The sequence below is a fragment of the Candidatus Magnetobacterium casense genome, from assembly GCF_000714715.1.
GTDB lineage: Bacteria > Nitrospirota > Thermodesulfovibrionia > Thermodesulfovibrionales > Magnetobacteriaceae > Magnetobacterium > Magnetobacterium casense.
Genome location: NZ_JMFO01000013.1, coordinates 41013 through 62847 on the forward strand (window position 1 = coordinate 41013; position 21835 = coordinate 62847).

At 48.7% G+C, this 21835-nt stretch carries 20 protein-coding genes and 2 tRNA genes; 6 read left to right on the plus strand and 16 right to left on the minus strand.

The genetic code is table 11. From position 1 onward, the window contains the following. Positions 1-6: 6 nt before the first annotated feature. On the minus strand, positions 7-531 hold the full coding sequence (locus Mcas_RS08600) for a Uma2 family endonuclease (RefSeq protein ID WP_040335114.1): 525 nt from the start codon (positions 529-531) through the stop codon (positions 7-9). 273 nt (positions 532-804) lie between these two features. Then, positions 805-1263 carry an RpnC/YadD family protein gene (locus Mcas_RS08605; RefSeq protein WP_040335115.1) on the minus strand — a complete coding sequence of 153 codons (459 nt, stop codon included), beginning with the start codon at positions 1261-1263 and terminating at the stop codon, positions 805-807. Positions 1264-1562: 299 nt separating this feature from the next. On the opposite strand from Mcas_RS08605, the gene Mcas_RS08610 reads away from it, so the two are divergent. Then, positions 1563-1787, plus strand: coding sequence for a type II toxin-antitoxin system HicB family antitoxin (locus Mcas_RS08610; protein WP_040335116.1), 225 nt, complete (start codon positions 1563-1565; stop codon positions 1785-1787). Next, positions 1784-2014, plus strand: a complete 231-nt coding sequence (locus Mcas_RS08615; protein ID WP_081853727.1) for a type II toxin-antitoxin system HicA family toxin — start codon at positions 1784-1786, stop codon at positions 2012-2014. Before Mcas_RS08610 ends, Mcas_RS08615 begins: the two co-directional genes overlap by 4 nt. 77 nt (positions 2015-2091) lie before the next feature. Here the strand turns inward: Mcas_RS08615 and Mcas_RS17625 are convergent, their stop codons facing one another. From Mcas_RS17625 to Mcas_RS08645, 5 genes are all read right to left on the minus strand, one after another. Beyond that, positions 2092-3261 (minus strand): LamG-like jellyroll fold domain-containing protein, encoded by a 1170-nt coding sequence (locus tag Mcas_RS17625; RefSeq protein ID WP_268748993.1) that lies wholly within the window; start codon positions 3259-3261, stop codon positions 2092-2094. Between the two features lie 355 nt (positions 3262-3616). After that, on the minus strand, positions 3617-4606 hold the full coding sequence (locus Mcas_RS08630; protein WP_040335119.1) for an RpnC/YadD family protein: 990 nt from the start codon (positions 4604-4606) through the stop codon (positions 3617-3619). A gap of 210 nt (positions 4607-4816) precedes the next feature. Further along, positions 4817-5140, minus strand: a complete 324-nt coding sequence (locus tag Mcas_RS08635) for a hypothetical protein (RefSeq protein WP_040335120.1) — start codon at positions 5138-5140, stop codon at positions 4817-4819. A gap of 3 nt (positions 5141-5143) precedes the next feature. Continuing rightward, a complete protein-coding gene (locus Mcas_RS08640; RefSeq protein WP_040335121.1) occupies positions 5144-6664 on the minus strand; it encodes a protein kinase domain-containing protein in 1521 nt (506 codons plus the stop codon). 208 nt (positions 6665-6872) lie between these two features. Further along, the gene (locus Mcas_RS08645; RefSeq protein WP_052567061.1) at positions 6873-7814 is read right to left on the minus strand and encodes a lysophospholipid acyltransferase family protein; all 942 of its coding nucleotides are present in this window, start codon (positions 7812-7814) and stop codon (positions 6873-6875) included. Positions 7815-7897: 83 nt separating this feature from the next. On the opposite strand from Mcas_RS08645, the gene Mcas_RS08650 reads away from it, so the two are divergent. Both Mcas_RS08650 and aroD read left to right on the plus strand, forming a co-directional pair. Further along, entirely contained in the window at positions 7898-9166 is a 1269-nt protein-coding gene (locus tag Mcas_RS08650; RefSeq protein ID WP_040335122.1) for an HD-GYP domain-containing protein, read from the plus strand. Then, complete coding sequence (gene aroD, locus Mcas_RS08655) at positions 9163-9879, plus strand: type I 3-dehydroquinate dehydratase (RefSeq protein WP_040335123.1); 717 nt, start codon at positions 9163-9165, stop codon at positions 9877-9879. Before Mcas_RS08650 ends, aroD begins: the two co-directional genes overlap by 4 nt. 399 nt (positions 9880-10278) lie before the next feature. Here aroD and Mcas_RS08660 read toward each other — a convergent pair. From Mcas_RS08660 to Mcas_RS16640, 9 genes are all read right to left on the minus strand, one after another. After that, positions 10279-10352: transfer RNA gene (locus Mcas_RS08660), tRNA-Pro, on the minus strand. Between the two features lie 134 nt (positions 10353-10486). Then, positions 10487-12199 carry an alpha-glucan family phosphorylase gene (glgP, locus tag Mcas_RS08665; RefSeq protein WP_040335124.1) on the minus strand — a complete coding sequence of 571 codons (1713 nt, stop codon included), beginning with the start codon at positions 12197-12199 and terminating at the stop codon, positions 10487-10489. A 240-nt stretch (positions 12200-12439) separates the two neighbouring features. After that, entirely contained in the window at positions 12440-13285 is an 846-nt protein-coding gene (locus tag Mcas_RS08670) for an HDOD domain-containing protein (RefSeq protein WP_162176287.1), read from the minus strand. A gap of 98 nt (positions 13286-13383) precedes the next feature. Then, a complete protein-coding gene (locus Mcas_RS08675; RefSeq protein ID WP_040335125.1) occupies positions 13384-13608 on the minus strand; it encodes a hypothetical protein in 225 nt (74 codons plus the stop codon). Positions 13609-13861: 253 nt separating this feature from the next. Next, entirely contained in the window at positions 13862-14461 is a 600-nt protein-coding gene (locus tag Mcas_RS16635) for a C40 family peptidase (protein ID WP_052567064.1), read from the minus strand. A gap of 38 nt (positions 14462-14499) precedes the next feature. Continuing rightward, positions 14500-15720, minus strand: a complete 1221-nt coding sequence (locus Mcas_RS08685) for an aspartate kinase (protein ID WP_040335126.1) — start codon at positions 15718-15720, stop codon at positions 14500-14502. 231 nt (positions 15721-15951) lie between these two features. After that, complete coding sequence (locus Mcas_RS08690) at positions 15952-17217, minus strand: cofactor-independent phosphoglycerate mutase (protein WP_040335127.1); 1266 nt, start codon at positions 17215-17217, stop codon at positions 15952-15954. A 40-nt stretch (positions 17218-17257) separates the two neighbouring features. Beyond that, positions 17258-17333: transfer RNA gene (locus tag Mcas_RS08695), tRNA-Asn, on the minus strand. A 191-nt stretch (positions 17334-17524) separates the two neighbouring features. Then, a complete protein-coding gene (locus Mcas_RS16640) occupies positions 17525-20692 on the minus strand; it encodes an SMP-30/gluconolactonase/LRE family protein (RefSeq protein WP_052567065.1) in 3168 nt (1055 codons plus the stop codon). 168 nt (positions 20693-20860) lie between these two features. On the opposite strand from Mcas_RS16640, the gene Mcas_RS08705 reads away from it, so the two are divergent. Further along, positions 20861-21373: a hydrolase gene (locus Mcas_RS08705; RefSeq protein WP_200873667.1), complete on the plus strand. Its 513-nt coding sequence runs from the start codon at positions 20861-20863 to the stop codon at positions 21371-21373. A gap of 15 nt (positions 21374-21388) precedes the next feature. After that, positions 21389-21829: a hypothetical protein gene (locus Mcas_RS08710; RefSeq protein WP_040335129.1), complete on the plus strand. Its 441-nt coding sequence runs from the start codon at positions 21389-21391 to the stop codon at positions 21827-21829. Positions 21830-21835 lie beyond the last annotated feature (6 nt).

A 21835-nucleotide genomic window follows, 5' to 3' on the forward strand; every position in this document is an offset into this window, starting at 1 on the left:
CTTAACTTAATATTCCTCGGAAAATATATCTGCTATGTCAATCTCCAATCCGTCTATTGCCCTAGACCTGATCACGCCTTCACCCTCGGCATAGCAATAGAGCCTATATCGGTTATCTTCTATGACAAAGACCTGCATGGTTTGTGTCTCAGGTAACACGATCCAATACTCCGGGACACTGTAGCGTTCGTAGATATCCTTTTTGATAGCCGTGTCTTTTGTGACCGACCCCTTTGATACAATTTCACACACCATGTCAGGGACGCCCCTTATCCAGTCCTGGAGTATCTTTGAGTTTTCTCTCTTAACGAATATCAGGTCTGGCTGCAGCCTGTTTACCCCCTCATCAAGGATGACATCAAGGGGCGCTCCGTAGATATAACCAAGCTTGTCCTTCTTTATATGTTGTTGTATAATGTACGATAATCTCATAAAAATATCCTCGTGTCTCCTGAAAGGACTATACGACATAACCTCCTCCCCGTCTATGGTCTCCGTCAACGGCTCCTCAATAACCTCAAACGCTTCCATATTAAGCCTCCTTAGCCTGCAAGCCTTCCAGCCATGTCATGAAATGTTGTGGTACCCAATATGTAATTGTAAGTATTCCAAATTGCTTTGTCAACTACCTCCTTAATCTTTTGAAACTGCTCATTCCCCCGACTAATGCCAAGGGCACAAGTGTCACCACCCTAAAATCACTCAGCGCCGCAACATAACACTCTATCTTCACGATGCTCTAACGCATAATACACCTCCTCAAGCTAAAAAAACCTCACTGCTAACATTTGCAACCGGAGGAGGCTAAAGCAATCCCTCAATATCTCTGATGTCCTGAGCCTTTATCAACGCCTCTGTTATTGAGCGGAGCCTTGACGTATCTCCATAGCCTCTGATCTTCGGCATAAACGATAAACCTTCTTCACCAAATCTGGCCCTTAACAACAGTTCTATCGTATCTTGCATGCCTTCCACCCGACCACTTTCCAAACCCTCCTGCTTACCCTTCTGTCTGTACTTGTAGCGCATCTCCGGCAGGTTTAAGCGAGTTTTCACATTCATCTTGTCTTTGCCGATAAATATGACGTACTGCTTTACTCTCAACTCGTACAACGAATATATGTGAATAAAGTACCGCATCATTCTCTTAAGCATTTTGGGGTCATTTGTGCTCTGAATCTCTGCGTGTGCAATGAAGGAGTCGGTGTTGGCGCAGTCCACCCTGGCCAGGAAATCAGTCTCACGTTCGTCCGTCAACTGCATCAGGGGGTTCAGTCTGGTAATTTTATCGGCCTTGATCCCCAGGACACTCTCTATCAGAGGCTGCTCTATTTCTTTGACGCTCCAGGACGCTCCTGGTCCTCAATCAGCTCCTTGATGAGCTTGTCGTAACCGCCTGGTGGTGTAGTATTCATATTGATCTATTATAACGCATGGCATTAAAAATTAAAAGCTACCCAAAAAATCTATGCCACCTTACTTGACCAGTACACTTGGCCTGGTGTACAATAAGTCGATAGGATTTCTACAACCAACTCAGTTGTCTAAAGAGGAGTCGTAAGATGAGTGTATATAAGTTGTCAGTGGTAACCGAAAAGGATAGCGAAGGTTATTTTGCTTTCTGTCCCGAGCTTCAAGGGTGCTACACACAAGGTGATACCTATGAAGAGGTACTGGAAAATATCAAGGATGCAATCCGCCTTCACATAGAAGATAGAATTGAAAATGGGGAAGAAATTCCACAGCCTGAATCAGTAAACCTACCCCTGATGGAAGTCGCAGTGTGAGCGAAAAACTTCCGAGAATAACTGCTGCTACTGCAATTAAAGTCTTGGAAAGGATTGGGTTTGTCTTTTCACGACAAAGTGGAAGCCACAAGATATACAAGAATAAGGAAGGCAGGAGGGCAACTGTTCCCTATCATTCAGGAAAAATCCTGCATCAAAAAACCTTGTCAAACATCCTCAGAGATGCTGATTTAAGTGTAGAGCAATTAAAAGAACTTTTAAAATGATCCATAAAAGTGGAGCAGCAAGGGTGGTCCGTCATAAAAGGAGGGGGACAGGAGTGTCCCCCCTTGTCTTGCCGTAACTACTTAAATATCTGCCAATCGCTGTCGGGGACTAACCCTACCTGTTTGGTGCCCTGTATGGTGTATCCGTTCATGAACCATATGTAGATCAGTCCGTTTTGTGAGTTCTGCCAGAGGATGTCGCTCTTGCCGTCGCCGTTGTAGTCGCCGACGTCCTTGATCTTCCAGTTCAGGTCTGCCACCGTTGCGGGCGAACCGGAACCCTGGATTGAGCCGTCCTTGTTTATGAGGTAGATGTAGACCATGCCCGTTTTTGTGTTATACCAGAGGATATCGCTGGTACCGTCGCCATTAAAGTCCTTGTATACGTCTGTTGACGGTGTGGGTGTAGGTGTCGGAGTTGGAGTCGGAGTAGGCGTTGGAGAAGACCCTCCAAATGTTGCAGTCACGGTCTTTGACGACGACATGGTTACGGTACACACCGGTATGGTTCCAGAACATTCACCAGAGGTATCACTCCAGCCGGTAAAGGTTGAGCCGGAGTCTGGTGTTGCCGTGAGGGTCACGGATGTGTTGGCAGCAAAAGAGGCAGAGCACGTTGAGCCGCAGTTGATCCCTGAAGGCGTGCTCGTTACAGTACCGTTACCTGGCTTGGAGATGGTTAGGGTGTTGGTGATTGAGTCATCTTCGGCGTAAAGCTGTTGTACCTCTGCGTCGGAAAGAGCACGGCTGTAGATGCGAAGGTCGTCAATGGAACCAGACCAATAGGCACTCTGAGATGATCCTATCTCTTTTCCTATATTGAAAGATGCATTAGACACGGAGCCTGTTTTACTAAATTGTCCGATCTTTACAGCTTTACCATTGATATATATTGTACTATTTGTACCATTATATGTTGTGGTAACTAAAACCCATTTCCCAAACTCAAAAACACTACTATCAGAAACAAGTCGTGTACTTTCATCAACACAATCCCATAACATAGCGTTACAGTTAGCGCCAGCTAATTCTAATTGAACTAATGCTGTCCCATTAGAAGAAGACATGCCTAATATTTCTTGGCCACCACAAGATATTGGTTTAGAATAAACCCACGCAGACACGGTTATAGCACTATACGACATCGAAAAGTTACTTATTGTTATATAATCGCTACTCCCATTAAAGCTATACGCCTTATTGGCATTCCCAAATCGATCCGTCGTCAGAGTTGCCCCATGTACCACCCCATGATTGCCGTTGCCGCTTTCGTCGTTGGCATTACCGTTAAACGGGTAATACGCAACAAGGCCGTCATTTAACGTCGCCCCCGCTCCCCCCCCCATTAGCAATAATCATGCCAAGCGTGAGGAGCGCTAAAAAAATACTTCCTGCTCTATAACCTTTCTTAAACATACTACAAATACCTCCTTAATCCTTTGAAACTGCTCATTCCCCCGGCTAATGCCAAGGAACAAAACCACCAATCTCAATCACTCAGAACTGCAACACAACAACCTAACGCATAACACACCACCCCCTTTTAAAGCAAGCTAAAAAAACCTCACTGCTAACATTAGTAACCTGTGTAACCGGAGGAGGTCAAAGCAATCCCTCAATCTCCCTGATGTCCTGGGCCTTTATCAACGCCTCTGTTATTGAGCGGAGCCTTGACGTATCTCCATAACCTCTGATCTTCGACATAAACGATAAACCTTCTTCACCAAATCTGGCCCTTAACAAAAGTTCTATCGTATCTTGCATGCCTTCCACCCGGCCACTTTCCAAACCCTCCTGTATACCCTCCTGCTTACCCTCCTGCTTACCCTTCTGTATACCCTTCTGTATACCCTTCTGTATACCCTTCTGTATACCCTTCTCTATACCTTCCTGTATACCCTCTTTCTTACCCTCTTGCTTACCTTGTATGAATCTCAGGTCCTTTTCTATTGGTAAATCGTATGCAAGTGACATTTTTCCAACCTCCTCTATCACGATTTTTTGCATGTCTCTCAACCTTGAGAGCATCTCTAATGTCCTTATATTTCTTGACAGTTCCAGTCCTTTAGCGACCTTCATCAGCTCACCTAAAATCTGTCGTACAAGCTCCCTCTCATCGCGCCCGCCCATATTGCATAATATAGCGATGATAATTTTCCCCGGTACACCCGAATACAGAAATTGCTCACACGCGACATTCCTCATATCGATCAACCTGTACTTGTAGCGCATCTCCGGCAGGTTTAACCGAGTTTTCATATTCATCTTATCTTTGCCGATAAATATGACGTACTGCTTTACTCTCAACTCGTACAAAGAATATATGTGAATAAAGTACCGCATCATCCTCTTAAGCATTTTGGGGTCATTTGTGCTCTGAAACTCTGCGTGTGCAATGAAGGAGTCGGTGTTGGCGCAGTCCACTCTGGCCAAGAAATCAGTCTCACGTTCGTCCGTCAACTGCATCAGGGGGTTGAGCCTGGTAATTTTATCGGCCTTGATCCCCAAGACATTCTCTATCAGAGGCTGCTCTATCTCTTCCATCAGCTCCTTGATGAGCTTATCGTAACCGCCTGGTGGTGTAGTATCCATATTGATCTATTATAACGCATGACATTAAAAATTAAAAGCTACCCCAAAAACAGGGCGCATAAAAAAACTCATGGGTTCCTTGGGGAAAGAAAGGGGCGGCTCCGCTTCTTTTTCGCTCCAGGGGGTGAGGCACCCCTGCTATAAAAGGGACCTGTCCCCTTGACCCCATTATTCTTAACCCTAATGTGCTAAACATTTATGCTCCGTTATTTATCTCATGGTAATGGCCCCCGTTTGCGGGTTATAGTTGTAGATGCCCTTATCGAAGTTAATGGCGGTAAATTCCTGGAGTTCGTCGAGGTCTTTGGGGTATCTGCCATTGGCTGCATTAAAGCCCGTAATACCTCTCTTGAGGGCCTCAAGGTCGGACTTATCTGTTGCAACGCGTGATTTTTCGATTTTGTCTACCTTCTTGTCTGTAATTGTCGATAAGTCCTCTTTGGTCTCTGAGGCATAATCACACGCATAGATTACCGGAAGCAATGCCATAATTCCCGTCAAGACCACATATCTTACCGTAGTGTTTTTACGCATAAGTTAGCACCATCCTTCTTTTTTCATTACTTTTTCAAGTCCTTCTATAAACTCGTTTGCAGTCTGAAATCCTGCGTATGCATTTTTGGACACAGCCTTGTCAACGACCCTGGCCAGGGACAGCGGCAGTGTTGGGTCACGTTTAAGCAGTTCAACGGCGGGTTCGTCCAGTACCAGTTCAACGGCATGGCGCGTGAGACCGGAGTTGTCGCTGCACTCTGAGGGCAGGCGTGAGATGTCCACGGTGTATGTGCCGGTGAGCATGTAGTACATGCTGACTCCCACGGAGTAGACGTCAACAGGGGGTTTACTGTATTTGTAGTTTCGTATCAACTCCGGAGACATGTACATGATCGACCCTGCAAATCCACCCCCTGTCTTTGTAATATCAAAGAAGGAGTTTCCGGCGTCCTCGTATGACTTGGCCAAGCCGTAGTCGCATATCTTTGCCCTGTAGTGGCCGGCCTCGCTAGGCAGTGAGAGCAGGAAGTTGGAGGGCTTTATGTCCCTGTGGATAAATCCGTTTTCGTGTAAGGCAGAAAGCCCTTTCAAAATGTCTATGGTGATACTGCATGCCAGGGGTGCCGGGATACGCTTGGAGGTAGACTTCAGGAGCAGGTTGGAGACACTGCCACCTGGCAGCAATTCGCTTACAAAGTAGCACGTCTCCCCCGTGACACCCTTGTCGAGGAGTCTCACAAGGTTGGGGTGTATGACCTTGGACTGGACGGCAATCTCCCGCTCAAAGAGCATGATGTAGCGGTCGTCGTAGATAACCGATGGATGAATCTTCTTCACTGCACACATGCGTCGTGTGCTTTGGTGTACGGCGCGATAGACGATCCCCATGCCGCCTCTGCCGACTTCGTTAAGGAGGATATATTGGCTGTCTGCCAAAAACGAATCTTTTTGCTTGCACTTGGCGGCAGTGCACTGTGGACACAGGTAAATGGAGTCCTCAAGCTCATAGGCAAGGCCGTCCCTGTTTGCTTCCGCTGAGAGGTCTTTTTTACAGACATGGCAGTGAAAGCTGCTGCGTCTCTTCTCTTTTGGGATTTGTTGGTATCTGACCTCGGCTTTGTTGGTCAACAGTTCCATTGTCTTATCCTGACAGGTAGTGCAGGTGTAGTCGTGGAAGGTTATGCTTTTTCCAAATAGGTTGATTACTTCATCGGTTGCGTCTTTTTTGCATATGTTGCAATAAATCTTTTCGATGACGGCCTTTGTTAATGCCACGCGAATCGTAATGTTGCCAAACGTTATTTCATCGCCGTCGTTGAGGACGTGTTTTATTATCTTTTTGTTGTTTACAAACGTACCGTTGCGGCTGTTGAGGTCCATCAGAAAGCACCTGGTAGGGCGTATCTCAAGCATACAGTGGTTTCTCGATATGTTTCTGTCTATGGCGCCAACCTGCAGATGGGCCTTCTTTGACCGACCGATAAGGAGTGTGCTTGGCTCACTCAAAACAACGGTCTGTATCTTTGTGTGTCCATCAAATATATCAAGTCTAATATCTATCATTGTTGCCGGCCTCTTCAAAGACGTTAGTTATAAAGATATTATAGCATATTTCTATTTGATGAACTAAAAAAAAATACGTATCCTATTAGAAAAGCATTGTAAAATGGGATCAAGGGGATTTCTTCGTACCCGGGGCGGGTGCGACACGCTGCGACAAGATTGCGCCTCGTCCCTTGCTTGTTAGCGACGTGAGCGTAAACGTTTTTTTCTAAAGAAAAGGTGTATCTCCCTTTGTGACCATAAATGAGCGCCAGGCAAGGAAATACATGTAGTGGCAGGGGCGTTTCAGCACATATTGTTCCAGGCGGTCTGCAAACAACTGTGTGGCATACCTGATGTCTGTCGCCTTGTCTGAGCTGACCTTGTACTGCAGTGGCGGTTCTATTATCATCGTATTGGTTGCGTCTTTGTTTCTGAGCATAAACACAGGCAGGATGCAACACCCGGTTCTCAGGGCCATGTCGATGGCGCCTGTTGGAAAGCAGGCCTTTCTGCCCAGGAAATCGACCTCTGTCGTGTCCTTGCCACCACCGCCGTCTATGGCAATCCCCAGGAACTCGTTTCTCTTAAGGCACATGAATGCCTCCCTCAGAGAGCCGAATATATTTATGTGCTTAACGGGCAGGGACTGTTCGTTTTTCCACTTGTGTCTGAGCATCATCTTTTCAACCAGGGTGGACTTCATCTCCGGCAGACGCTCAATCCACACCGTGGCCGGTGCGCTCATCTGACACATCCGATACCCCCTGTATCCCACGGCGGGCATGATCATCTGATTGGCCCCAAAGTGGGCAAACAACAGCATCGTCCCGCGACCACCCTTGAGGCCCTCCTCAAGGTACTGCTCCCCAATACACTTGACCATCCGGTGGATGTTGCCCGCATTGAGCCTGGGGTAGAGAAACACCTCCATTTCGCTCAGGAAGAAGCCCTCCAGCGTTCGCTTTACGATCATATCCGTCCGTGAGCGTGTTGTCAACTCAAACAGGCGTTTCACCTCACGTTGAACCATCCGGCGCTTGCCCCTGGCTGCTATAAACGCCACAAGCCCAATCCCCCTGGCAACAAGGTATGCCAACCTAAAAGGAAGTATGCCACCAGCAACTCGCAAAAAAAAGAAATATATCAGCTTTAAAACATTCTTCAACATATCCTTACTATTTTATCATATCCGGATTATATCTTTGTCTGCCCCATATGACAAAGACTTACGCTGCTATGTTATAATTAAAGATGTTCTTGTATAGCAAGATAAAGCTCAAGGAGCTTCTGACGGTGTTTTCAAAGGCCATGGACTATGTCGATAGCGCCTTGTCCAACCACCACCTGCGGGTGGCATGTATAGCGGACGACATTGCCACTGCCTATAATATGTCACGACAGCAGCGGATGGATATCTTTCTTGCAGCCGTGCTTCACGACATAGGGGTGTTTTCTCTGAAGGAAAAACTGGAGCTGACACACTATGAACTCAGCAGCAATCCCCATGTCCATGCGGAAAACGGCTACCTGCTCATAAGGGATTTCAAGATGTTTGCCGACGTTGCCGACATCATAAGATACCACCATGTGCCATGGGACAGGGGTAAGGGACAGTCGTTCAGAGGGACGGAGGTTCCACTTGGGGCGCACATCATTCATCTGGCCGACAGGGTTGAAATTCTTATAAACAAGGAACTGGAGATACTAGGACAGAAGGACGCCATCTCAAGGTCAATACGGTTAAAGAGTGACTCGTTATTTATGCCTGACATGGTGGAGGCCTTTGCGGATGTTGCCTCCAAGGAGTGCTTCTGGTTTGACGTATCCACTCCGGAGATAGATAAGACCATAGAGCTAAAGGGAGTAATGTCTGGCATAGAGTTAGACGTCTCCGAGCTTGCCAGTATATCCAAGCTATACAGCCATATCATTGATTTTCGGAGCAGATTTACCGCCATGCACTCGGCTGGGGTGAGTGCGGTGTCAAGTCTGTTGGCGCAACTGGTGGGCTTTTCGGCGGTTGAGTGCCAAATGATGTCAATAGCCGGTCATCTGCATGACATCGGCAAGCTCTCCGTGCCAACCGAACTGCTGGAAAAACCTGGAAAACTCACCGTTGAAGAGTTCAACGTGATGAAGCGCCACGCCTATCAATCCTATCGAATACTGGGCTCTATAAAGAACATGGAGACCATCAACGCCTGGGCATCCTTTCACCACGAGCGGATAGATGGCACCGGTTATCCCTTTCATCTCCCGGGCAGGGACATCCCCATCGGATCGAGGATCATGGCCGTAAGCGACGTCTTCACCGCCGTGACGGAGGACAGACCCTACCGCAAGGGGATGAGCGTGGAAGAGGCGTTGAGGTTGCTCCAAGGACTGGCCGCTCAAAATGCCCTCGACAGTGACATCGTAAGCATTGCGCTATCCTACATCGGGGAACTCAATGACGTGCGAACGGCACTTCAAGCCAAGGCAGGCAACGATTACTGCAGCCTGAGATTGACTACGGCGTGACAGGTATTAGCAACGTAAGGATCGGAAGGCTCGCACTGGGCGAAAGACCGGCCATTGCCGTAGCACTCACCAACAGGGACGTTGAAACATTGGAGACGCTCTACGGGGCCGATCTCATGGAGCTGCGCATTGACATGTTTGACTGTCCCATCGGTGAACAGGCCGGCAATGCCGTCATCAGGGATACGTTTGTGAGGGCGCGGCAGCGGTTTGACACGCCAATCATCGCCACCTGTCGCTCAACGGCGGAGGGCGGCTTGAGGCAGCTTCAGGAGGAGGTCAGGTTTGAAGTCATCAGCAGCGTAACGCCACTGGCCGATGCCGTGGATATAGAGATAAATTCACCCATTGCCAACAGGGTCATCGACTTGGTAAGACAGGCCGGCAAGACGGTTATCGCATCCTACCACAATTTTCAACAGACCCCACCCATAGGAGAACTCGCTGCTATCATCAGCAGGTGCAAGGAGGCTGGTGCGCACATTACAAAGATAGCCACCATGGCCAACTCCCAAGGCGACCTTCAAACCATGGCGATGCTGACGCTCAACCATTACACCGCAGACATCGTCACAATAGCCATGGGCAGGCTCGGGATGGCATCCAGGGTGTTTTTGCCGCTGATAGGCTCGCTCTTTACATTTGCCAGCATAGAGACGGTTTCGGCCCCGGGGCAGATGTCAATTCAGCAAGTGAGCAAATTTCTGCGCTAATCACAGACCTTTTTTTCATTTTAGACAATTATGTTTCATATGAGGTGTGTTGTTTTAACATCATACTGTTGCATGATAGATCACTTACATAGTAGCCACACCAGAAGCAGCTATCACTGTCTGACAGCTGAATGCTTACACACTCAACGCAGGCTATGTGTCGTGATTTGCTGGTACACCAAATCTTGTAGCCACCTATAAAAGACTCAATATGCCCGTTAACCTCATTTTGCACGTTATTACCTCCAATGATCCTTTTTGCATAGCGTCTACTGCCTGCTTTTAGTTGCAATATACGTGCCACCTATGAAAACCAAGTTATATATAAGAGGTCTGATCTATTTGGTAAAGTTTGGAGTGTGTCTTAGGTAATTTTTTCTTACTGACAGTGTTTTATAATCGGGGCGACTGGATTTGAACCAGCGGCCGCACGGTCCCGAACCGTGTACGCTACCAGACTGCGCTACGCCCCGATCTCAGATCGATGTTATATCATATACCCTAATTGGGTGCAATGTCAACTGCACCCCATTGCCGGGTGCATAAATTTTTGAGTGAGCAAGGTTGTGCTCTGAGAGGGGGGAGACACTCCCCCCTACTTTTTTTCTTACTTTATATAGGCTTCGGTTACATAGCGACGCATCATTCTGTGGGTATTGAAGTAGTATGCGTTTTTGGCTATGGTGTCTGTCATTATGTTAAGCCACTGCTGTCTGTTGTTGTAGTATGTGGGGATAATGACGTTTTCGAGCTTATTGTAGAGGTCTTCGGCGTCAATTGCGTTCATGCTTTCATCGGGGGCAATTTCGGTGGCGGCCGGGCCGATGGACCATCCGGTGACACCCTCTATGTGTCCTTCGATCCACCAACCGTCCAGGACGCTGAAGTTTGGCACTCCGTTGTGTGTGGCCTTCATGCCACTGGTACCTGATGCCTCCAGCGGACGCAGGGGATTGTTCAACCACACGTCAACGCCTGAGACAAGCATCAGGGCAATGTCCATTCGGTAGTTCTTCACAAACACGATCTTTATCTGGTCACGCAGCTCTCGTGAATAATTGAAGATGGACTGGATCAGTTTTTTTCCGGCCTCATCACGGGGATGTGCCTTGCCGGCAAATATGAGCTGCACCTTGCCCTTGGCGATCCGTATGAGTCTCTCAACGTCGGAGAACAGTAGATTGGCTCGCTTGTATGTGGCAAATCTGCGGGCGAATCCCAGTGTCAGCGTGTTATAGTCCATGCCGATGCCGGTAGTGGAGTTTACGTAGTCTATGAGGACCTTTTTGGCCTCCATGTGGGCATTCCAGATTTCGTTTTGCGGGATCAGTCCGACCCTGACAAAGGTCTCCGGCTCGTTGGCCCATCCGGGAATGTACTTGTCATAGAGGCGCTTGAAGTTTTCAACCGTCCAGGTGTAGGAGTGGATGCCGTTTGTTATGGCGTTGATCCTGTAGCCGGGGAACATGTTTTGGGAGACTTCGCCGTGTTTTTTGGCAACACCGTTGACGTAGTTGCTGAGGTTGAGGGCAAGCATGGTCATGTTGAGGTCCTTCTCACCTGCCAGCCACCGGATCACCTTTTCGGGGAAGTAGTCGCCGATAACCTTGCGATAGAGCTCGTAGTCAAACCGGTCGTGTCCAGCCTCCACGGGCGTGTGGGTAGTAAAGACGCACAGCTCCTTTACGGAATCAAAGTCCCAGACCAGGGACTCATCCCAGACCGATTCTATGTCCTTCTTGTACTTGTGCAGGAGCTCAAGGGTCAGAAAGGATGCGTGTCCTTCGTTCATGTGGTACTTCTTGATGGTGAAACCAAACTCTCTGAGCATACGCACACCACCGATGCCAAGGATTACTTCCTGTTTTATCCTGTAGCTGCTGTCTCCGCCGTATAGGAAGTGTGTCAGTTCCCTGTCTTCGGCGCTGTTTTCGGGCATGTCGGTGTCCAGGTACAGCACCGGCACCACGCCGCCACGAAGACTCTGGATAAAGTAAATCCACGTCTGTATATACACGGTTCTGCCCTCTATGCGCACGCTAACCTTTTCGGGGGCCAGGGTCATATACGTTGAGGGGTCCCAGTTGACGGGATGGGCTAGCTGATAGCCGCTTTCGTCAAAGTCCTGCGTGAAGTATCCCCTGCGGTGCATGAGCGTCACGGCCACGACAGGGAGGTTGAGGTCTGCGGCGGATTTTATCGTATCACCCGCCAGGATACCAAGACCTCCGCTGTAGGTCGGGATGTCGTCCTTAAGTCCTATCTCCATAGTGAAATAGGCAATCTTTGGTTCTCTTACGTATTTTTCCAATAATGACATGTTGACACCATTCTCCTTAAGTTAAAAATTTTAAGACAGTTTAATAAAAAAACGATAGAAAAAACAACCCCCCCAATTGTCTCATCTAAAATCTAAACGAAACAACACCTGTTGCCTCACATAAAAATCTATACGAAATTATATACCGAAATGACACGGGCTTTTTCAGGCATGATAATTGAGAGTGAAATCCTGGGATCAAGGGGACTTCTTCGTGCCCGGGGTGGATGCGATCCGCTGTCAGACCAGTTGTACTGATATATCATCGACATCCTCGGAGAGGCTGATTAGGTCATCCCTGTCGAGGTCCAGTTCAAACATCGCCTGCTTGTATGATTGCAGCTTATCGATGCAGAGATTCGTGTCGGCACCGGGTTGACACTGGTAGAAGCTGATGCAATCGGCCATGAACAGACATGCCGCAAGCCTTCTGTCGTTTGAGTTTTTATGGATGCTGATATCAGTGTCATGGTGGTGCATGATTACGGCAGAGATATCGTCCGTCAGGCCCATTGATTTTGCTATGATATAGCCGCCTACGGCATGAGAGGTGTTAAATTCCCTGTCTTCGATTTCAACGATATCGGTATCGTTGCCCAGGGCCATGTCAATATCCTTTGCATAGGCGGGGAATTTCTTCAGCAGATATGGTGTGGCACAGTCGTGAAACAGACCGGCCATGAAGGCATGGTTGTCGGGGACGTCACGGAGCTTTTTGGCTATCAACGTGGCAACCCTGGCCACCAGCATGGAGTGGGTCCAGAACTTTTCCAGGACGGGATTATCTATTTTTATGGCGTTTTTCAGCGCCGATACGAGCACGATGTTTTTAAAGTTATCCAGACCCAGGACATTTATGGCCCCAATGATAGAGTCACACTTGCGTACTGCAAAAAAGGGAGAGTTGGCCACCTTTATTATCTGAGCCGATAACGACACGTCTCTGCTTACAAGACTTGCTATGTTGTGTATGCTGACGTTGTTCTTATTGATTTCAGCATTTAACTCCACAAGTATCTTTGACTGAGTTGGTATGCCAATACTCTTTAAGATAGCCTCTGTTTTTCTGATTCTCTCTAAATCCACATCAACACTCACTATCCCTTTTCACAGTATTTGCTGTCGGGGCCGCCTGCAGCCACGTTGGCGGTCCGACCAATCCAGAATTGCAGGCCCTCACCTGCTCACGCCTTTGCTGCATTGACAGAGCAAGAGTCCTGTTTCGTTTGTTGCAACAGACACTGGAGGTCTCTTGCAGCCTCATCCTTGTCTGCACACTCCTTGATCAATCGCTTGGTATTTGGTACCCTGCAAAATGAGGTAACGGTACCGCTGTCTCTTATGACAACCTCAACGGCATAAATAACATTGCCTATTAGAAAGTAGTGCTGTCTCTTTGTCTCTATCATAAGTATGTCTCCTTACCTATATATATATTTCGGTTATGAATTGAGAAAGATTTAATCCTGTACTGATCGGATTCGAGTTTTTTCGGGTATCAAACTTGCCTGCATATAAGAAGAAAGGGGCGGCTCCGCCCCCCTTCAGAACCCCCCGCAAGGGGACCAGTCCCCTTGACCCCATTTTACCATGCTTTTACTAATCAGGCTATAAAGATTGTACGCAGATGGTTCTTGTCTTAACGTTTTCATAGTTTGCGGTTCACTCTGAGTTCATAGAGTACTTTTTTCTGGCAAAGACTTCGTCCTTCCAGCGTCTGAAGGAATCAAACCTGTATTGCCAGTAATAGAACCAGCTTTCTGAGTTGGTTGAGCGTTCTATTACGCCGGCCTGACTTGAGGCATGAATAAAGCTGATGTTGTCGCGTGCGGTCTTGTTTACTACGCCGATATGGCGCAAGTTTCTTTTTATATCCTTAAAAAAGATGATGTCGCCTGGTTTTACGTCGTCTCTTTCTATCTTGTAGGTGCTGTCATATATCTTGTCTGTACTGAAATAATAAGGCTTGAATTCGTAATCTGACTCTGCGAGGCTTTTCCTGATGACGGCGCATATAAGGTGGGAGCAATCGGTGTATGAGGGGTCATCGTCGGGATTTGCCCCAAACTTATACTTAGCGCCAAGGAATGAGGACGATATTTGAGGGATATTCTCCCGGAGGACGTCATAAGGCGACTTTGGTGTTGGTTGCTGTATCTGTTGCGGTATATCTTCACTGGGGACAGGGGGCCTGGAGATATCCTCTCTGACAATAGTCTTCTTTGTACAACCAAACACAAATATCAGCAACGTAAAAATCAAAACCCTTCTCATCTGACCATTTTCACTGTAGTCGGTCTTTATTGTTTATCTAGTTCAAATGCCTTATGCAACTCTCTTACAGCCAGCTCTGTGTACTTGCCATCTATGACGCACGACAGTTTTATTTCCGAGGTGCTTATCATCATTATGTTTATGTTATTGTCCGACAGGGTTTTAAACATTATTGCAGCCACGCCGCAGTGTGTTCTCATTCCGACGCCGACGATGGAGACCTTTGCGATGTCATCGTTTACGACGACCCCTCTGGCCCCCAGGGAATCTGCCAAGGCCTTTGTGGTCTCAACGGCCAGGTGCTGGTCGGCCTTTGTCACCGTGGAGGAGATGTCGGTAAACTTGCCATCGGTGCTGACGTTTTGCACGATCATATCGACAACGATGCCCTTGTCTGCCAGGGCCGTAAAGATTGTAGCGGCAATGCCGGGTCTGTCCGGCACATCCTGTATGGTTATCTTGACCTGATTCTTGTCGTGTGCAACTCCTGAAACAACAACATTTTCCATATCCAAATCCTCCTTGACTACGAGCGTACCCGGTAAAAAATTAAAACTCGAGCGTACCACCACCGGTACGTCATATTTCTTGGCATACTCCACAGACCTTGCCTGCAACACCTTTGCGCCGAGGCTGGCCAACTCCAGCATTTCGTCATACGATATCTTTTCGAGTTTTCTGGCGTTATTGACGATATTGGGGTCGGCAGTGTAGACGCCATCGACATCGGTGTATATCTCACACAGGTCTGCCTTAAGGGCAGCGGCCACGGCCACCGCTGTCAGATCAGAGCCACCACGACCTAACGTGGTAACGTCCGACGTTTCGTTGGCTATACCCTGGAAGCCGGCTATTACGGCTATATAGCCGCCACGTATGGCATCCTTGACCCGTTCGCCGGTTACCTTTTGTATCTTTGCCTTGGTGTAAGCGGTGTCGGTCACTATCCCAACCTGCCGACCGGTTAGAGAGAGCGCCTTTTGACCTAGGTTCTCTATCGCCATTGCCACCAGTGAGGCACTAACCCGCTCACCGGTTGACAGGAGCATGTCCAGCTCCCTCTCTGTGGGGACGGGTTGCACGGACTTTGCCAGTGCTATGAGTCTGTCCGTCTCACCGGACATGGCCGAAACTATGACCACCACGTCGTTGCCTTCTCTCTTGCAGGCCACCGCACGCTCTGCCACTGCCCTCATCCGCTCTATGCTGCCCACGGAAGTGCCGCCGTATTTTTGTACTATCAACATTAATTTCTGTCTTCCCTTCTATTTTATTTCTGTATCCTCTTTATATTTCACGGTAACTATACTTTTACGCATCTTGGATTCCTGGTCAAGCCAGGAATGACACACTTGAAAAACGGATGTAACTGTCATTCCTGCGAAAGCAGGAATCCATGTCTTTTAACCAGGAAGTAAATCTTACCATACTTTTTTAAGAGGATACTTATTTATAGCAAATCTATGTCCGGATTAAGTTTATTGTTGTGGATTTATAAAATAGTCCATGAGCCTATACCCTTCGTGAAAAGTCCTGATATCTCTCATCGTGACGATGCCCTCGTCATAGGACAGGTTGCCGTTATTTATAGGGTGACGGCTGTCATAGATGACAAAGGGGACGGGTTCATCCGTATGTGTTTTTATACTGAGGGGGGTGGCATGGTCAGGCATCAGGAGCACCCTGTAGTCGTCCTTGAGGGACTTCAGCCCCTCCATGACGTTACCGACCACGAGGCGGTCAAAGTCCTCGATGGCCTTGAGTTTGTCATCGAGCTTGCCGGAGTGTCCAGCCTCATCGGGGGCCTCTACGTGTATGTATACGAAGTCAACGTCCTTTAGGGCGTCAACGCCATAGGTGGCCTTACCCACGTAGTTGGTATCCAGATAGCCGGTGACACCGGGTACCTTGATTATATTGAATCCGGCACACACGCCCAGGCCACGTGTGAGGTCTACGGCGCTGATGAGGGCGCCATAGATCCCGTATTTCTCCCTAAAGAGTGGCATCCGTGGTTTTCTACCCTGTCCCCACAGCCAGATGCTGTTGGCAATGCGTTTGCCCTCTTGCCTTCTCCGGGCATTAACGGGGTGCTCTCTGAGGACGTCTATGGATTTGTACATGGTCTCAAGGATTAGTTTGTTGGTGTCACCTGCGGGCAGAAATGTCGAGGCTGTTCTGCCAGTTATATCGTGTGGCGGCGTGCAGTTGAGATTGACGTAGGCTTGGGCTTCTTTGTCGCCTGTGGTTTTTAAGAGCATCAGGTGGCGGTAACTCACGCCATGGTAGAATTTTATTTGGTTGTCTGATAGTTTTTCGTTGAGGCTGTCGATGAGTGCCCTGGCTTCTTGGGTGCTTATGTGTCCGGAGCTGTAGTCTTCCATGATCGTCCTGTCTGACCACCAGCGTCCGTCATGTTCACTCTTGCCATCGACAAAATCGAGGCAGACGAGGTTGCAACGGAATGCCACGTCTGTTGCATCGAGAGCTATCCCCATGCTTGCGGCCTCCAGAGGTGCCCTGCCACAGTAGTATTGTGCCGGGTCATATCCCAGTATGCAGAGGTTTGCGACATCGGAGCCGGGGGGAAATCCTGCCGGTACCGTGCGCACAACACCAACTTCTCCGGTTGAGGCCAACCTGTCCATGTTGGGCGTGACGGCCTTTTGCAGTGGGGTTAGTCCACCGAGGGCATCGTTGGGTCTATCGGCCATGCCATCGCCTATTAATACAACGTACTTCATCTATCGTTTATTTAAAGGGGATTTTGGTTCCTTATAATTTTGGCTCCTGAGGAGGGATTCGAACCCCCGACCAAGTGGTTAACAGCCACCCGCTCTGCCGGCTGAGCTACCCAGGAACATGTCGTCTCTTTGTGACTCTACAGCCTATTGTCATATTATAGACGGATTTGTGGTGTTTGTCAAGTGAAATTTTTCCGCGGGTGTCCCACCCGTTGCCACCCTGGTTGCTTTGGGGGTTTAATCTCCATCCAGGGGAGGGGGGTGTTATACCCTCCCCGGCGCTTACAGGTTATGTGCGTGTGTCTGTTTATTGGCTAAACCAATCGGGAGACAGACCTTGGGTAGCATAACCGGAGTTACCCGATTCGCCCCAAATGTACACGTTACCGGAAGATGTGTCTTGCCAGATGGTATCCGTTTGCATACCGGAGTTATATTGACGTATGTCTGATTGGATGCCCTTGCCATGAAAGTCTCCAACGCCTATGAGTTTCCAGTTATCTGGTACTGCCCGCGCCAGGTAACCTCCTGATGCTATGGTTGAGTTGTTCATGTGCCATACGTAGAGGTCACCGCTTACGGAGTCCTGCCAGATTATATCGCTGTTGCCGCTGCCTTTAGCCTGCACCCCCCTGATGTGCCAGTTTGTGTCCACCGCTGTGACATGATTGACCGCTGAGATGGAAGTGCCATCCATCCGCCAGATGGCGACATCACCGGAGTCCGAGTTGCGCCACAAGAGGTCGCTCTTGCCATCACCGTTAAAGTCGCTCACGCCCTGTACCTGCCAACTGGAATCGACGGTTGCAACGCTACCGTGCTGCATAATATCCGCTCCGTTCATTATCCATACGACCACATTTCCGGTTTGATTATCACGCCAGAGTATGTCGGCCTTGCCGTCGCCGTTGAAGTCGCCGATGCCCTGTATCTGCCAGTTGATATCGATTACCATTGAGGCGCTCCTGCCACCGGCACTTGCCCTGAGCACACCCGCCAATGCAACGCCTTGCTTATTGGCAATGGAGACGCCGTTCATCAGCCAGATGGCCACCTCACCCGTTTTGATATGACGCCATAGTATGTCGGCCTTGCCGTCACCATTGACGTCACCGATGCCCTGTATCTGCCAGTTGAAGTCCAGGGTTGCCGGGCTTGCGGCAGAGGCAATTGAGGCGCCATTCATCAGCCAGATAACTATTTCCCCCGTGTCGGCATTGCGCCACAGGACGTCCCTCTTGCCATCGCCGTTGAAATCCCCGTTGAACACCATCCGCTTAAAGGTCTGCGTAAACAGGCCGGAACCGGCGCTGCAGCCGGAGCTGTTGCAGGCCTTCATCGTATAGACGTAGGTCTGACCGGTGTTATGACCCTTCTGGTAGAAGTCATCCCTGACCGAGTATATGCCGCCATCGTAGTTTGTAATGGTCACGGCCTTGTTGTTGCCGTGGTAGAGGACATAGTAGGTTGCACCGTCAACGACATCCCAACTGAGGCTCAAACCACCTGTTGCATGGAATGCCTTGAGGTTTTGTGGTGCTTGAGGAATTGGAGGGGGTGTGCCGTTTATCGCGAACTTCTGTAGGCGATTGTTAAAAACCTCGGTAACATAGACATTTCCAGATGAATCAATTGCTACGCCAGAAGGGTTGGCAAACTTTCCGTTGTTGCTACCAGAGCTACCCCACTTTGTAATAAAACCACCGTCAGTATCAAACTTCTGTAGGCTATTGTTATAATATCCGGCAACATAGACGTTGTTGGAAGAATCAACCGCTACGCCAAAGGGCAAAGAAAATTGCCCGTCATCGTAGCCGTAGCTGCCCCATTTGGTGATGAATTGCCCCTTTGAATCAAACTTCTGAATACGATTATTCTCCGTATCAGCAACATAGACACTACCGTAGGTGTCAACTGCCAGACTTCGAGGCCTGTTGAATTGCCTGCTACCAACGCCCTTGCCACCCCATGCACTGGTGAATTGTCCATTTGAGTCAAACTTCTGGATACGATTGTTATTCAAGTCAGCCACATAGACGTTATCTGATGCATCAATTGCTATGCCTTCGGGGGCTTTGAATTGTCCATCACCATAGCCGTAGCTGCCCCATTTGGTGATAAATTGCCCCTTTGAATCAAACTTCTGGATACGATCATTATCAGCATCAGCCACATAGACGTTACCGGAGGCACCAACGGCCACGCCCCATGGCATATTAAATTGCCCATTGTCGCTGCCGGTACTGCCCCATGTAGTGATAAATTGTCCTTTTGGATCAAACTTCTGGATACGATCATTATAAGTATCAGCCACATAGATGTTACCGGAGGCATCAACTGCCACTCCGTTTGGGGCTGCAAACTGTCCGTCTCCGTCGCTCTCTAAACCTACCTTCAAGCTAAATCTCCCGTTTGGAGCAAATTTTTGTACACGAGAGTCAAGTTCACTGGCAACATAGACGTTACCGAATGTATCAACCGCGATACCTTCGGCGCCTACAAATTGCCCATATTTGCTACCCCTGCTCCCCCATTTTGTGATAAATTGCCCGTTTGAGTCAAATTTCTGGATGCGGGCGTTATACCATTCAACCACATAGACATTTCCGGATGAATCAACCGCTATGGCAGTAGGGAGTTCAAATTGCCCGTTACTGCTGCCCTCACCGCCCCACGCAGTAATGAAGACACCGTTAGAGTCAAACTTCTGTATGCGATTGTTACTCTGATCAGCCACATAGACGTTGCCCGAGGCATCAACCGCTACACCACTGGGGTTTGCAAATTGGCCATCACCGCTGCCGTAACTGCCCCATTTGGTGATGAATTGTCCGTTTGAATTAAATTTCTGTACACGATGATTGTACCATTCAACCACATAGACGTTACCGGAGGCATCAACCGCTATACCATAGGGGGTATTGAGTTGCCCATCACCGCTGCCGTAGCTACCCCATTTGGTGATGAATTGCCCGTTTAAGCCAAACTTCTGGATGCGATCGTTATTACTGTCGGCTACATAGATGTTACCGGAGACATCAACCGCCACGCCGTTGGGCTTTGCAAATTGGCCATCATCCATGCCATAGCTGCCCCATGCAGTGATGAACCTTCCACTTGAGTTAAACTTCTGTATGCGATTGCTACCGGCTTCAGACACATATATGTTTCCAGATGAATCAACCGCTACACCCGTTGGTGCATTAAAACAACCATCCTCTGTACACGCCCCCCACGTGGTCACAAAGTTGTACGTCTCCGTTGTTGCGGCGTTGGAGACGTTCTCTGCCGCAACGTCCATTGCGGCCACTTTGCCCCTACCCATCGGGTGATGACGCTCCAGCAACCACTCTTTGGCTCTCTCCCTGACTCCCTCTGCAGAACCGGCCGAAACCCAAGTGGCTGACAACACCCACAACAACGCCGTCAGCACTACCAGTAGCACACTTGTAACCCTGACTCTTTTGTCACTCATTACGATAGACCCTCCTGTCTTGACTTGCTTCCTAATAATATAGTTTATCATAACCCTTATGATAAAATCAAAATTTTTCCCCTTGCTCTTGTTTTCTTGCCCACTGATCTTGTAAATTAAATTATAGTGCTTGACAGATTTACCATAAAGCCCCGGAGGTCAGCTCTGGTGATAGTTGACATCCAGGAAAAGCTGGTTGCCGCCGTTGGGGAGGCCGATCGGGTCGTTGCAAACGCCCTGCATCTCATTGAGTTGAGCAGGCTGTACGACATTCCCGTCCTGATAACGCAGCAGTACCCGCGGGGACTTGGTCATACGGTGCAGGCGCTGCGGGATGCCTTGCCGGGTGTGGAGTACATCGACAAGATGACCTTTAGCTGTTGTAAGGATGTTGGATTTACGGAGGCGCTTAAGGCCGTTGACAGAAAGACGCTGATATTGTGCGGGATTGAGACACACATATGCGTCCTTCAGACGTGCGTTGAGCTGTTGGCGATGGGTTACGTCGTGCATGTCGTCAGGGACTGTGTGGCGTCACGGAGCAAGGACAACAAGGACACCGCTATTGAGTATATGCGTGATGCAGGGGCGGTTATCACCACAACGGAGACCGTCCTGTTTCAGGTGCTCAGGGAGGCGGGCACGGATAACTTCAAAACAATCGCAAAAAGGATAATATAAAAAAAAGGTGACAAAATGAGTAGCAAAGATATAGGTAATCAACTCAATGACCTTAAGATGAGTATTTTCTATGATATCATGGAGATCGTTGGCCGTGTGTTTATCATAGTCAGATACTCCGAAGACGTGGTAATTGGCAACAGGGGATTTATCGACAATGAACGCCAGGAAGGCATCACCCTGGTGTTTAACACGAGGATGAACTTTACCTGGCAGGATGACATCCTGGAGGCAAAGCTGGTCTTTGGAACAACCGCCCAGCAGTGTGTCATCCCGGTGCAGCACATCATTGCGATCTACTCACCGGAGCTTCAGAGCCAGTTTGTGACCTCGTATATGCCACCGGAGGGCGAATTGAAAAGGCCCAGGGTGGTAGAGGACTCTCCTGGAAAGGCCGCTGAAGAGGTCGGAGATAACATCGTCAAAGTTGACTTCAGTAGAAAGAAGAAGAAGTAACGCCCC

Excerpts from the sequence above, each read along its gene's own strand:
- Mcas_RS08600 (WP_040335114.1), bottom strand. The coding sequence starts at position 531 with ATGGAAGCGTTTGAGGTTATTGAGGAGCCGTTGACGGAGACCATAGAC.
- Mcas_RS08605 (WP_040335115.1), bottom strand. The coding sequence starts at position 1,263 with ATGCAGTTGACGGACGAACGTGAGACTGATTTCCTGGCCAGGGTGGAC.
- Mcas_RS08610 (WP_040335116.1), top strand. The coding sequence starts at position 1,563 with ATGAGTGTATATAAGTTGTCAGTGGTAACCGAAAAGGATAGCGAAGGT.
- Mcas_RS08630 (WP_040335119.1), bottom strand. The coding sequence starts at position 4,606 with ATGGATACTACACCACCAGGCGGTTACGATAAGCTCATCAAGGAGCTG.
- Mcas_RS08635 (WP_040335120.1), bottom strand. The coding sequence starts at position 5,140 with ATGCGTAAAAACACTACGGTAAGATATGTGGTCTTGACGGGAATTATG.
- Mcas_RS08640 (WP_040335121.1), bottom strand. The coding sequence starts at position 6,664 with ATGATAGATATTAGACTTGATATATTTGATGGACACACAAAGATACAG.
- Mcas_RS08645 (WP_052567061.1), bottom strand. The coding sequence starts at position 7,814 with ATGTTGAAGAATGTTTTAAAGCTGATATATTTCTTTTTTTTGCGAGTT.
- Mcas_RS08650 (WP_040335122.1), top strand. The coding sequence starts at position 7,898 with ATGTTCTTGTATAGCAAGATAAAGCTCAAGGAGCTTCTGACGGTGTTT.
- glgP (WP_040335124.1), bottom strand. The coding sequence starts at position 12,199 with ATGTCATTATTGGAAAAATACGTAAGAGAACCAAAGATTGCCTATTTC.
- Mcas_RS08675 (WP_040335125.1), bottom strand. The coding sequence starts at position 13,608 with ATGATAGAGACAAAGAGACAGCACTACTTTCTAATAGGCAATGTTATT.
- Mcas_RS08685 (WP_040335126.1), bottom strand. The coding sequence starts at position 15,720 with ATGTTGATAGTACAAAAATACGGCGGCACTTCCGTGGGCAGCATAGAG.
- Mcas_RS08690 (WP_040335127.1), bottom strand. The coding sequence starts at position 17,217 with ATGAAGTACGTTGTATTAATAGGCGATGGCATGGCCGATAGACCCAAC.
- Mcas_RS16640 (WP_052567065.1), bottom strand. The coding sequence starts at position 20,692 with ATGAGTGACAAAAGAGTCAGGGTTACAAGTGTGCTACTGGTAGTGCTG.
- Mcas_RS08710 (WP_040335129.1), top strand. The coding sequence starts at position 21,389 with ATGAGTAGCAAAGATATAGGTAATCAACTCAATGACCTTAAGATGAGT.